The 11,052-nt window shown below is 73.2% G+C and carries 13 protein-coding genes; 8 read left to right on the top strand and 5 right to left on the bottom strand.

Annotated elements, in window-relative coordinates; translation table 11 throughout:
- Window positions 1-6 precede the first annotated feature (6 nt).
- Window positions 7-450: an ASCH domain-containing protein gene (locus tag ACP6CK_RS00490; RefSeq protein ID WP_426956813.1), complete on the top strand. Its 444-nt coding sequence runs from the start codon at window positions 7-9 to the stop codon at window positions 448-450.
- A gap of 37 nt (window positions 451-487) precedes the next feature.
- Here the strand turns inward: ACP6CK_RS00490 and ACP6CK_RS00495 are convergent, their stop codons facing one another.
- On the bottom strand, window positions 488-934 hold the full coding sequence (locus ACP6CK_RS00495) for a YybH family protein (protein ID WP_426956814.1): 447 nt from the start codon (window positions 932-934) through the stop codon (window positions 488-490).
- Between the two features lie 76 nt (window positions 935-1,010).
- Between ACP6CK_RS00495 and ACP6CK_RS00500 the strand changes: the two genes are divergently transcribed.
- Window positions 1,011-1,445: a MarR family winged helix-turn-helix transcriptional regulator gene (locus ACP6CK_RS00500; RefSeq protein WP_426956815.1), complete on the top strand. Its 435-nt coding sequence runs from the start codon at window positions 1,011-1,013 to the stop codon at window positions 1,443-1,445.
- Here the strand turns inward: ACP6CK_RS00500 and ACP6CK_RS00505 are convergent.
- Together ACP6CK_RS00505 and ACP6CK_RS00510 are read right to left on the bottom strand one after the other, a co-directional pair.
- Entirely contained in the window at window positions 1,422-2,150 is a 729-nt protein-coding gene (locus ACP6CK_RS00505; protein ID WP_426956816.1) for an aspartate/glutamate racemase family protein, read from the bottom strand. The genes ACP6CK_RS00500 and ACP6CK_RS00505 overlap by 24 nt on opposite strands.
- Before the next feature lie 10 nt (window positions 2,151-2,160).
- Window positions 2,161-2,919, bottom strand: coding sequence for a sulfite exporter TauE/SafE family protein (locus tag ACP6CK_RS00510; protein WP_426956817.1), 759 nt, complete (start codon window positions 2,917-2,919; stop codon window positions 2,161-2,163).
- 127 nt (window positions 2,920-3,046) lie between these two features.
- On the opposite strand from ACP6CK_RS00510, the gene ACP6CK_RS00515 reads away from it, so the two are divergent.
- The 4 genes from ACP6CK_RS00515 to ACP6CK_RS00530 all read left to right on the top strand — a co-directional run bounded on the left by ACP6CK_RS00515 (window position 3,047) and on the right by ACP6CK_RS00530 (window position 6,966).
- Complete coding sequence (locus ACP6CK_RS00515) at window positions 3,047-3,877, top strand: sulfite exporter TauE/SafE family protein (RefSeq protein ID WP_426956818.1); 831 nt, start codon at window positions 3,047-3,049, stop codon at window positions 3,875-3,877.
- 74 nt (window positions 3,878-3,951) lie between these two features.
- Window positions 3,952-5,208 (top strand): Hsp70 family protein, encoded by a 1,257-nt coding sequence (locus ACP6CK_RS00520; RefSeq protein ID WP_426956819.1) that lies wholly within the window; start codon window positions 3,952-3,954, stop codon window positions 5,206-5,208.
- Window positions 5,209-5,467: 259 nt separating this feature from the next.
- Window positions 5,468-5,593: a type B 50S ribosomal protein L36 gene (gene ykgO / locus ACP6CK_RS00525; RefSeq protein WP_426956820.1), complete on the top strand. Its 126-nt coding sequence runs from the start codon at window positions 5,468-5,470 to the stop codon at window positions 5,591-5,593.
- A gap of 134 nt (window positions 5,594-5,727) precedes the next feature.
- Window positions 5,728-6,966, top strand: a complete 1,239-nt coding sequence (locus ACP6CK_RS00530; RefSeq protein WP_426956821.1) for a helix-turn-helix transcriptional regulator — start codon at window positions 5,728-5,730, stop codon at window positions 6,964-6,966.
- Here the strand turns inward: ACP6CK_RS00530 and ACP6CK_RS00535 are convergent.
- Window positions 6,857-7,747 (bottom strand): hypothetical protein, encoded by an 891-nt coding sequence (locus ACP6CK_RS00535; protein ID WP_426956822.1) that lies wholly within the window; start codon window positions 7,745-7,747, stop codon window positions 6,857-6,859. The genes ACP6CK_RS00530 and ACP6CK_RS00535 overlap by 110 nt on opposite strands.
- 111 nt (window positions 7,748-7,858) lie before the next feature.
- Complete coding sequence (locus tag ACP6CK_RS00540; protein ID WP_426956823.1) at window positions 7,859-8,218, bottom strand: hypothetical protein; 360 nt, start codon at window positions 8,216-8,218, stop codon at window positions 7,859-7,861.
- Between the two features lie 102 nt (window positions 8,219-8,320).
- Here ACP6CK_RS00540 and ACP6CK_RS00545 point away from each other — a divergent pair, with 102 nt between their 5' ends.
- On the top strand, window positions 8,321-9,769 hold the full coding sequence (locus tag ACP6CK_RS00545; protein WP_426956824.1) for an FAD-linked oxidase C-terminal domain-containing protein: 1,449 nt from the start codon (window positions 8,321-8,323) through the stop codon (window positions 9,767-9,769).
- Window positions 9,766-10,947 carry an FAD-binding protein gene (locus ACP6CK_RS00550; protein WP_426956825.1) on the top strand — a complete coding sequence of 394 codons (1,182 nt, stop codon included), beginning with the start codon at window positions 9,766-9,768 and terminating at the stop codon, window positions 10,945-10,947. The genes ACP6CK_RS00545 and ACP6CK_RS00550 overlap by 4 nt, the downstream gene beginning before the upstream one ends.
- The last annotated feature ends 105 nt before the right edge of the window (window positions 10,948-11,052 follow it).

The raw sequence follows: 11,052 nt of genomic DNA on the forward strand, positions 1-11,052 counted from the left end.
GATGGCGTGGCCGACCCGCGGGTGCAGGCTTTCTGGGAGCGGTTTCTTCGTTCGGCGCCCCGACGGGAACCGGCGATCCTCTTCGAGGCCTTCTCGATCGGCAACCGGCCGGAGCACGCCGATCACGGCGCGGCCGTGATCCTGTCCGGGCGGAAGACCGCCACCTCTTCCCCGATGAGCGACTGGGCCGAGCCCGGCATGGTGGCGCCCTTCGTCGGCGCGCTCAGCATCGTGCTGGACGGGCGGGGCGAGCCAGTCTGCGTGGTCGAGACGGTCGAGGCGGAGACCCGGCGCCTGGGCGAGGTGGATGAGGGCTTCGCGCGCGACTACGGGGAGTGGGACGGCACGCTGCCGACCTGGCGGCGGGAGATGATCGCCTTCCACGAGGGGCGCGCCGACCTCGCCACCGTCCTGCTCTGCGAGCGCTTCCGGGTGGTCTGGACGGGCTGACGGGCCCGGCGCCCCCGCGCCAGGCCCGCCCCGCCCGTCAGGCCGGCGCCGGGCCGCAGAGGACCTTGCCGGTCATCGGATCGAAGGGGGAGGAGCAGTGGTCGTGCGCGATGCGCCAGCGGCCATCGACCTCTCGCCGGAAGCAGCTCGTCCCGCGCATCGTGCCCTCGTGCCGGACGCCGTCCGGGCCGACGCCGCCGCAGTCGAGCAGGAAGGAGCAGAAGGCGACCGAGCCCGAGGCCTCGACCCGCAGCTCGCGCAGGGCCATCGAGCCCTCCTGGCACATCGCGAAGCAGGCCTGCCAGTGGGCGACCACCGCCTCGCGCCCGACGAAACGGACGGGGCCGATGGCATCGTAGGTGACCACGTCCTCCGCGTAGCCATCGGCGATGCCGGTGATGTCCTGGCGCTTCGCGGCCTCGAAGAAGGCGGTCACCGCGGCTCGGACCTCGTCCTCGGCGGTGCGCGTCTGCAGCACGTCCATTGGTCGTTCCCCCTTGTTGCGCCAGCCACGACGGGCTGGACAGAAAGTTGATATCAACCTATATGGACGAGAGTCAATGACCGATTCCCTCCCGCTCGAGGCGAGCCGCGACGTCTACCGGAGCTGCTTCTGCCTGCACGCCCAACGGGCGGCCCGCGCCGTGGCCCGGCGCTTCGACGAGGCCTTCCGCCCTCTCGACCTGACGAGTGGGCAGTTCTCCCTGTTGCACAGCCTCAACCGGAGCGAGGTCGCGACGGTCGGGCGGGTCGCGGCGCTGCTGGCGATGGACCGCACCACCGTGACGGCGAACCTCAAGCCGCTGGAGCGGCGCGGGTTGGTCGAGGCGCGGCCGGACCCGGCGGATGCCCGCAGCCGGCAGCTCTTCCTGACGGCGTCCGGCCACGCGCTGCTGCGGCAGGCGATGCCGATCTGGGCCGCCGTGCAGGCGGAACTGACGGCCGCCGTGCCCGACGCCGCGCGGCTGCGATCAGACCTCCGCGGTCTCGGGTAGGCGCGCGTCCTCCCGCGCCCAGCGGATGGAGGCGCGGGCGAGCGCCTCGATCGTGTCCACCACGGGGAAGGGCGGGGCAGGGCCGGCGGCGATGCCGAGCGGGATCTCCGTGCAGCCCAACACCACCGCGCGGGCGCCGCGCGCTGTCAGCAGCCGCGCCGCCTCGGCCAGCGGGGCGTGCGACTCGTTGACGCGGTTGGCCTTCACCAGCTCGATCGCCGGCGTGACGAGGCGGGCCATCTCCGCCGCATCCGGCGCGATGACATCCCAGCCGCCGTCCCGCAGCCCGTCCTGGTAGAGGCCCATCGCGAGCGTGGCCGCCGTGCCCATCACGCCGATTGTGCCGGGGCCGATGCCCTGGCGGCGCAGCGCCTCCGCCGCGGCCTCCACGATGTGGAGGATGGGCAGGCGGGTCGCGGCGCGCATGCCGTCGATCCAGCCATGGGCGGTGTTGCAGGGGATGGCGATGGCGCCGCAGCCCGCGGCCTCCAGGCCGCGGATGCCGCGGAGGAGGATGGGCAGGGGGTCCGGCCCGGTGCCGCGGCGGGCGGCGTTGCGGTCCGGCACGCGCGGGTCGGACCAGAGCACGGCGGGGATGTGGTCCTGGTCCCGCTCGGCCGGGGTCAGCAGGGTGAGCTGGCGCATGAACTCCGCGCTCGCGAGCGGTCCCATGCCGCCCAGCACGCCGAGAACCCGATCCGTCATCGTTCGACCCCTAGGTTAGTCCGTCCCAGACCAGCTTCGCGCCGGTCACGGCCAGCAGCACATACACCACGTTGTAGAAGGCGCGATCCGTGATCCGGCTCTGCAGCCAGATGCCGATATAGACCCCGATGGGAGCGATCGGCAGCAGCACGAGGCTCGTCAGGATGTTCGTCCCGTCGAGCAGCCCGAGCCACCAGTAGGGCACGAGCTTCGCGTAGTTCATCACCCCGAAGAACACGGTGGTGGTGGCCGCCAGGGTCTGCCGGTCGAGCTTCAGGGGATACATGTAGATCGCCAGCGGCGGCCCGCCGGCATGGGCGATGGTGCTGGTGAAACCCGACACCGCCGCCCAGAACCCGCCGCGCACCGCGCTCGGCGGCGCCGGGGGCGGCAGCAGCCCGCGCGCCTTCTGCCACAGCGCCCGCGCGAGGAAGCCGAGGGTGATCAGCCCAAGCATCAGGCTGATCCCGCGCGCGGAGAACAGCCCGAAGAGGAGCGCGCCGGCCACGAGCCCCATCAGCCCGCCCGGCAGGATGGCGCGCATCTCCCGCGCGCTCCACTTCCCCCACCAGGCACGCAACCCCGCCACGTCCATGACGCAGAGCACGGGGAGGGCGATGCCCACGGCCTGCGGCGCCGGCACGGCCTGGGCCATCAGCGGCACGGCCACGTTTCCGGCGCCCGAGGCGAAGCCTCCCTTGCTGATCCCGTTGATCAGGAAGCCCGGGATGGCCAGGGCGTAGAACCAGGGATCGGTGATCAGGGACACGACGGGATGATGCGGGACCGGCCGGGTCCACGCCAGATGGGGCCAGCCGGGGCCTGACAGGGGCGCGGTTCCGTCCTACAGCCCGCCCGAGGCCGCCTCTCCGGCCCCACGCAAGGAAGGGCCGCCGATGGCGCATATGCACGACCCGCTCTGGATCGCGGCGCTGGCGGCGGTCATGGCGATCACGGGCCTCGTCTCCGGCACGCTGGCAGGGCTGCTGGGGGTCGGCGGCGGCATCGTCATCGTGCCGGTGCTGTTCAACGTCTTCCCACTGCTGGACATCCCGGCGGAAATCCAGATGAAGCTGGCGGTCGCAACCTCGCTGGCCACGATCATCCCGACCTCCATCCAGTCCGCCCGCAAGCACCATGCGCGCGGCGCGATGGACGTGCCGCTGCTGAAGTCCATGATCCCCTCCCTGATCGTGGGCGTGCTGATCGGGACGGTCATCGCGGTGTGGGTGAAGGGAACGGTGCTGACGGCGATCTTCGCGGTCATCGCCCTGCTCGTCGCGATCAACATGGCGGTGACCGGGGTGGATTCCCGCCTGCGGGAGAGCTTCCCGACCGGCCCTCTGCGGCAGGTGCTGGGCGCCTTCATCGGCGGCATCTCGGCCATGATGGGGATCGGCGGCGGCACGGTGGGCGTGCCGCTGATGAACCTCTTCGGGACGCCGATCCGCTCCGCGGTCGCCACCGCCTCGGCCTTCGGGATCGTCATCGCCATTCCCGCGACGATCGGCTTCATCTGGGCCGGCTGGGGCAACCCGCTGCTGCCGCCGCTCTCCCTCGGCTATGTGAACCTCATCGGCTTCGCGCTGATCGTGCCCAGCTCCATGATCGCGACGCCCTGGGGCGTGCACCTGGCCCACACCATCCCGCCTCTGATGCTGAAGCGGGCCTTCGCGGTGTTCCTCGGCATCACCGCGATCCGGATGATCTGGTCCCTCGTCGGCTGACCCTCGTCGGCTAGGGGGCTTGTCAGGGGCGGCGCGGTGGGGTTGAACCCGCGCCCCCTTTTCGGAGCCCTTCCGTGCAGCCCGCGACCGGCCCCGTCATCGGGATCGACTTCGGCACCACCAACTCCGTCGTGACCGCCCTGCGCCCGGACGGGAGCGCGGTGACGCTGCGGCATGACACGGAGGAGGTGTTCCGCTCCGTCCTCTGCTTCTGGTCCGATCCCGTGAGCGGCGCGGGGCGGCACGCGGCCGGTCCCGCGGCCATCGAAGCGTATCTCGAGGAGCCGCTGGCCAGCCGGCTCATCATGTCGATGAAGAGCTACCTCGCGCAGCGGAGCTTCACCGAGACGCGGATCATCGGCCGGCGCTGGACGCTCGAATCGCTGATCGCCCTCTTCCTGCGGGAGCTGCTGGAACCTTTCCGGGACGAGTTGGACGGGGCGAGAGTGACGGTAGGGCGGCCGGTGCGATTCGTGGGGGAGGGGGCGGACGACGCCTTCGGGGAGGCACGGTTGCGCGCCGCCTTCTCCGCGGCCGGCCTGCCCAAGGTGACGGTGGCGCTGGAGCCCGCGGCCGCCGGCCAGCGCTTCGCCGCCGGGATCGACCGCCCGGCCACCGTGCTCGTCGGCGACTTCGGAGGCGGCACGAGCGACTTCTCCCTCCTGCGGTTCGATCCCGGGCCGCCGCGGCGGGTGACGGCGCTCGGCCATGCCGGCGTGGGGCTGGCGGGGGACGCCTTCGACACGCGGATCATCGACCGCGTCATCTCCCCCTTGCTGGGCAAGGGCGATTCCTACCGGGTGATGGGCAAGCCGCTGCCGGTGCCGCCGGCCTGGTACTCCAGCTTCGCCCGCTGGCACCGGCTGCCCCTGATGCGCGGCCCGAAGACCCTGCGCGAGATCAGCGAGGTCGCCCGCACGGCCGACCACCCGGAGCGGCTACGCCACCTGATCCGGTTGATCGAGGACGAGGCGGGCTACGCGCTCTACCGCGCCGTCTCCGCCGCGAAGGTCGCGCTCTCCAGGAGCGAGGCGACGGTGCTGCGCTTCCGGCACGAGGACTTCGTGGTGGAGGCGCCGGTTACGCGGGTGGATTTCGAATCCTGGATCGCCCCCGACCTCGCGCGGATGGAGGCGGCGGTGGAGGCCGCACTGGCGGATGCGGGGCTGGGGCCGGAGGGGGTGGACCGCGTCTTCCTGACCGGCGGCACCTCGCTGGTCCCGGCCGTGCGCGCGATCTTCACCCGCCGCTTCGGGGCGGAGCGCGTCTTCGGCGGCGGCGAGTTCGTCTCGGTCGCGGAGGGGCTGGCCCTGATGGGGCCGGACGCCTGAAGCCGGTCAGCCCGCCCGGCCGCCGCGCATGTAGCGGCGTTCGGGCCGGTAGTTCAGGCGCTTCATCAGGCGGCGAAGGCGGCGGATCATGGTCGGGTCCCCTGCTGGACCTCAAGATGCCGTGCGTTGTCTTTCCAGGCGGTTACCCCGGGAACAGCAGGCGCGCGCGGGTTGACCCCGCCTGCCCCCGCCCATATACCGCCGCCTCCCCGGGGGATGGCCACGTCGCCTCGCCCTTCGACGTGACCAGAGCAAGACCATGAAGATCCGGAACTCGCTGAAGAGCGCCAAGACCCGCGACAAGAACTGCTTCCTCGTTCGTCGCCGCGGCCGCGTCTACGTGCTGAACAAGAAGAACCCGCGCCTGAAGGCCCGCCAGGGCTGATCCCCGTCCGGCATCGCAGTTCGATGCTGGAGCGGAAGAGTTTATAGAAACGCGCAGGCCGCGTGTGCCAGGGTTGAGGCGGATCGCCGCGGGGCAAGGGCTCCTGTGGCGTTGCCCTCTGCCCGGAGGCCGCGATGCGACCGTCCCTGCCCGCGGTGCTGGACGCCATCTACGGCGCCGCCTCCGATCTCTCGCGCTGGCCCGCCGCGCTTGAGCTGATCGCGGACGCGGTCGGCGGCAGCGGCGCGATGCTGACGCGCCATCAGCCCAGCGGCCCGGACGGCGCGATGGTCGCGACGATGTTCGTGGCGGCCCGCCTGCGCGACGATCTGGGCCAGCTCTACATGCGCCAGTACGTGCGCAACCCCATTAACCTCGGCCTCATCCGCGCGCCCGAGGGCCGGGCCGTCTCGGCCCACGCCTATGCGGACCTCGCCGCGGTGCGCCGGTCGGCCTTCCATTCCGACATCCTCGCGCCGCAGGGGATCGAGAACCTCGTCAACGTTCTCCAGCCCTCCTTCGTCCGGGCCGGCGCCAGCGGCGGCGTCGCCGTCACCCTCCGGGCCCGCCAGGCCGAGGAGACGGAGCGGGCCCTGCAGCGGATGGACCGCCTCGTGCCGCACATCGCCCGCGCGGTGGACCTCTCGGTTCAGCTCGCGGTGCTGGGGGATGCGGCGCAGCACCTGGGTACGGCGCTCGATCTCATGGCCGGGGCCGCGCTGCTGCTGGATGGCGCGGCGCGGATCCTCCACGCCAACCCGGCCGCACAGGCCCTGATCCGGGACGCCGACGGGCTCCGTGCGGACGGCGCCGGCATCCTGCGCCTCGCCGCGGCCCTGCCAGCCGAGACGGCGGTGCTGGAGCGGGAGATCGCGCACGCGCTGGCGCTCTCGGCGGGTATAGAGGCGGCGCCGGGACCGCCGCTTCGGCTCACCCGGCCTTCCGGCCTCGCCGCGCTCGTGGTGATGGTCATCGGGCTACCGCCGCATCCCTTCGCCGGGTGGGTGGGGGCAGGCCGGGCGCGGGCCATCGTGCTCGTCAGCGACCCGGCCGCCCCCGTCCCGCACGAGGCGGCGCAGGCGCTGCGCGGCGCGCTCGGGCTGACCGCGGCGGAGGCTGCCGTGGCGGCGCTGGTCGCGGGCGGCACCGGGTTGCCCGGCGCCGCCGGCACGCTGGGCATCGCGCCCTCTACTGCGAAGACCCACCTTGCCCGCGTGTTCGAGAAGGCGGGCGTGCGCTCCCAGGCGGAGCTGGCGCGGCTGTTCAGCGCCCTGCCACCCGTCCGCGCGGCGGCGGCTCCAGCGCCTGCCGGAGAAAGCGCACCAGCCGATCCGCCGCGTCCGATGCCACCTCGGTGTCCTGGCGGACCGTGACCGGGGGGCCGCCGGGCAGCGGCAGGCGGATGATGCGGCCGAGCGCGTCGCCGTAGTCCCAGCCATAGGAGGCGTCCGGGTAGACCTGCCACAGGGCGGGCTGACGGCCTGCGAGGCGCATTGCGTCGCGGAGCTCGCCGCAATCCTCCGCCGCGTCGCGGTCGTCCCGCCCGGCATGGAGCAGGGCGACCGGGGCGAGGCTCCAGGCATCCTCGTCCGCGAAGCCCTCGTCGAGCAGGGCTCCGCAGCCGGGATAGAGGGCGGCGTGGGCGGCGAAGCGCAGGCCATCGGGACCGGTCTGCGCCTCCGCGAGCGCCTCGGACGCCGCCAGCAGCGCGGCCCGTCCGCCGGCGCCCAGGCCCACCGCGGCGATGCGATGGGGATCGACCAAGGGGTCCGTCGCCAGCACGGCCAGGATCTGGTGCAGCGCCGCGGCCGCCCCGTGCGGGTCCGACCCCGGGGCGATCGGGCCGGACCGCGTCGGAACGAGCCCGTCCAGCGGCGTGGGGTCGAGATCCATCGCGAGGACGGTCCAACCGGCCTCGACCAGCAGCGCGGCGAGCTCGCCGGCGCGGGTGTCGGGCGCGGAGCCGTCGGGCAGCAGGATGATGGCCGGCCGCTCCCCGAACACGTCGGGGCGGTGCAGCACGGAGGGGACTTCCGCGACCCGACCCGCCTCGGCGATCAGCCGCAGGGTGAAAGCCTCCATCGCCGGCTGGGCGCTGCCCGGTCCGGCCAGGCCGGCGAGCAAGCCGAGCGCGAGGCAAAGGGATCGGGGCATCGGAGGGGCCTCCTTCGGGCGGGGCGGGTCTCCCCGGCAACACCCTCGGCCCCGCCCATGGGCGGCCGCATCCCCTGAATGGGGGAGGAGCGCGCCTGCGCCGACGGCTGCTCAGCGCGGGACGAGGCGCTCCGATCCCAGCCCCTGGCCGCTCGTCCAGGGACCGACGAGGGAGCCGTCGGGCTGCGGCTGGTAGGTCGCGATACCCGGCGCGCCGGAGATGGTGTAGCCGACCACGAGCAGGCCGCCGGCCACGAGGCCGATGCCCTCGGCGCCCCCGCTCTCGCCGTCGATCCGCCACGTGATGCGCCAGGTCTTGCCATCCAGCGCGGTGAAGGTGGCCGTACCGGAATAGGGGGAGCCGGCCGGGTCCGTCCCCTCCACCTGGTAGGTGCCGGCCCGCTGGGCCGCTGCCGGGGCGGGCGGGAAAAGGAGGCCCAGGGCGAGGGCCAGGGTGGCGGCACGGATCATCGTTCGGTCTCCCCCGGGTCGGCCCTTGCTTGCGGCGGGCCGGCCCCGCCGCCAGATTGAGCACCACCCCGCCCGTGTTGGGAACGGGGCTGGAATGACCGCATGATCCTGCTGCCCGCCCCCAAGCCGGACGTCCTGGCCCGCCGCGACGAGATCCTGACCGGGCTGCGCGCGCTGGTGCCCGGGGACGGGGTGATCGCCGAGGCGCTGCGCCTGAAGCCCTATGAGACGGACGGGCTCTCGGCCTATCGCCAGCCGCCGCTGGCCGTCGTGCTGCCGACCAGCACGGCGCAGGTCGCCTCCGTCCTGCGCTTCTGCCACGAGAACGGCGTGCGGGTGGTGCCGCGCGGGGCCGGCACGTCACTGTCCGGCGGCGCGCTGCCGCTGGCGGATGCCGTGGTGATCGGGCTGATGCGCATGAACCGCATCCTGGACGTGTCCTTCCCCGACCGGCTGGCGGTGGTGGAGGCGGGCGTGACCAACCTCGGCATCACCAAGGCGGTGGAGGGAGAGGGGTTCTTCTACGCGCCCGATCCCTCGTCGCAGCTCGCCTGCATGATCGGCGGCAACGTGATGATGAATTCCGGCGGCGCGCACTGCCTGAAGTACGGCGTCACCGCGAACAACCTGCTGGGCGTGAAGTTCGTGACGATCGAGGGGGAAGTGATCGAGATCGGCGGCGCGCATCTGGACGCCGCGGGCTATGACTGGCTCGGCCTCATCACGGGGAGCGAGGGGCAGCTTGGCATCGTGACGGAGGTGACGGTGCGCATCCTGCGCTCCGCCGAGGGGCAGCGCGCGATGCTCGCCGCCTTTCGCTCCACGGAGGTGGCCGGGGAGGCGGTGGACGCGATCATCGGGTCCGGCGTGATCCCCGTGGCGCTCGAGTTCATGGACAAGCCCTGCATCCACGCCTGCGAGGCCTTCGCCCACGCCGGCTACCCGCTGGACGCGGAGGCCCTGCTCATCATCGAGGTGGAGGGCAGCGTGGAGGAGCAGGACGACCTGCTCGCGCGCCTGCGCGACATCTGCGCGCGGTTCGATCCGATCAGCATGCGGGTGGCCGCCAGCGCCGAGGAATCGCTCGCGATCTGGAAGGGACGCAAGGGCGCCTTCGGGGCGGTGGGGCGGATCTCCCCGGATTACCTTTGCATGGACGGCACCATCCCGACGGGCGAGCTGCCGCATGTGCTGCGCCGGATCGGTGAGATGAGCGACGCGTACGGCCTGAAGGTCGCGAACGTCTTCCACGCCGGGGACGGGAACCTGCATCCCCTGATCATGTTCGATGCGAACGATCCGGCTTCCTTCCACAAGGCGGAATCCTTCGGCGCCGACATCCTGAAGCTCTGCGTGGAAGTCGGCGGCTGCCTGACCGGGGAGCACGGCGTCGGCGTGGAGAAGCGGGACCTGATGGGCGTGCAGTTCAATCGCGCGGAGCTGGCGCAGCAGCGCCGGATCAAGTCGGCCTTCGACCCCGGCTGGCTGCTGAACCCCGCCAAGGTCTTTCCGCTGGAGGATAACCCCGCCCTGTCCGTCGCGGCGGAATGAGCGGGACCATCGCGCCGGCCGACGAGGCCGGTATCGCGCGCGCGGTCGCGGAGGCGACGGCGCCGGTCGCCATCGAGGGCAGCGGGACGACGCTGGGGATGTTGCGCCCCGTGCAGGCGGCGCGGACGATCTCCACCCGGAACCTGACCGGCATCACCCTGCACAGGCCGCAGGAGCTGGTGATCGCCGCCCGCGCGGGCACGCCGCTGCCGGAGATCGAGGCGGCCCTGGCGGAGCACGATCAGGTGCTCATTGCGGAACCGCCGGATCTGCGCGGCCTGCTCGGCACGGCGGACCGGCCGCCGCCCACGATCGGCGGGCTTGTGGCGGCGAACCTGTCCGGCCCCCGGCGTATCGCCGGCACGGCGCTGCGGGACAACGTGCTGGGCCTGCGCTTCGTCAACGGCACCGGGGAGGTGCTGCGCGCCGGCGGGCGGGTGCACAAGAACGTCACGGGTCTGGACCTGTGCAAGCTGCTGGCCGGCAGCCACGGCACGCTGGGCATCATCACGGAGGTGACACTGAAGGTCGCCCCCGCCGCCGAGCGAACCGCGACGCTGGTGGTCCCGGTGGACGGGACCGCCGCCGGGGTGTCGGTGCTCTCCGCCGGCCTGACCAGCCCCTATGGCGTGACCGGCGCCGCCCTGGTGACCGAGGGGCTGGAGGCGGCCGGCATCGCGGGCCCGGCCGCGCTGCTGCGGCTGGAGGACGTGGCGAGTTCCGTCGCCTACCGGACGGGCCGGCTCCGCGCCGCGCTGCCCGGTGTCTCGCGCATTCTGGAGGGTGAGGAGTCGCGGGCGGCTTGGCGCGCCATCCGCGACGCCACCGCCCTGGCCCCGGCGGAGGGCGAGGCGGTGTGGCGGCTGTCCCTGCGTCCCTCCGCGGCCCACGCCGCCGCGGCAGCGCTGCGGGCAGCCTTCCCGGCCCGGCTGCTGCTGGACTGGGGCGGGGGGCTGGTCTGGGTCTCCGGCCCGGCGACCGAGGCGGCGCACCGCGTGGTGATGGCCGCCGCGTCGGGCGGCACCTTCACCCTCTTCCGCGCGCCGGACGCGCTCCGCGCGGCCCTGCCGGTCATCCCGGAGGAGCCGGCGGCGCTCGCCCGCCTCTCGGCGCGGGTGAAGGCGTCGCTGGATCCGGCGGGGCGGCTGAACCCCGGGCGGATGCGCGCGGGACTCTGAACCCCGCCGCCCGGCCTGTCCCGGCGGGAACACGGTCCGGGTCCGCCCGGCCGCCATGGTGACCCCACGCAGCGCGGTTCACCGCCCCCCTCGGGCGGCGTCGCG

This window comes from Muricoccus radiodurans, assembly GCF_050154705.1.
GTDB lineage: Bacteria > Pseudomonadota > Alphaproteobacteria > Acetobacterales > Acetobacteraceae > Roseomonas > Roseomonas radiodurans.

What these genes read in the sequence shown, in the direction of transcription:
- ACP6CK_RS00495 (WP_426956814.1), bottom strand. Translation starts at nt 934, where the DNA reads ATGGACGTGCTGCAGACGCGCACCGCCGAGGACGAGGTCCGAGCCGCG.
- ACP6CK_RS00500 (WP_426956815.1), top strand. Translation starts at nt 1,011, where the DNA reads ATGACCGATTCCCTCCCGCTCGAGGCGAGCCGCGACGTCTACCGGAGC.
- ACP6CK_RS00505 (WP_426956816.1), bottom strand. Translation starts at nt 2,150, where the DNA reads ATGACGGATCGGGTTCTCGGCGTGCTGGGCGGCATGGGACCGCTCGCG.
- ACP6CK_RS00515 (WP_426956818.1), top strand. Translation starts at nt 3,047, where the DNA reads ATGGCGCATATGCACGACCCGCTCTGGATCGCGGCGCTGGCGGCGGTC.
- ykgO (WP_426956820.1), top strand. Translation starts at nt 5,468, where the DNA reads ATGAAGATCCGGAACTCGCTGAAGAGCGCCAAGACCCGCGACAAGAAC.
- ACP6CK_RS00530 (WP_426956821.1), top strand. Translation starts at nt 5,728, where the DNA reads ATGCGACCGTCCCTGCCCGCGGTGCTGGACGCCATCTACGGCGCCGCC.
- ACP6CK_RS00535 (WP_426956822.1), bottom strand. Translation starts at nt 7,747, where the DNA reads ATGCCCCGATCCCTTTGCCTCGCGCTCGGCTTGCTCGCCGGCCTGGCC.
- ACP6CK_RS00540 (WP_426956823.1), bottom strand. Translation starts at nt 8,218, where the DNA reads ATGATCCGTGCCGCCACCCTGGCCCTCGCCCTGGGCCTCCTTTTCCCG.
- ACP6CK_RS00545 (WP_426956824.1), top strand. Translation starts at nt 8,321, where the DNA reads ATGATCCTGCTGCCCGCCCCCAAGCCGGACGTCCTGGCCCGCCGCGAC.
- ACP6CK_RS00550 (WP_426956825.1), top strand. Translation starts at nt 9,766, where the DNA reads ATGAGCGGGACCATCGCGCCGGCCGACGAGGCCGGTATCGCGCGCGCG.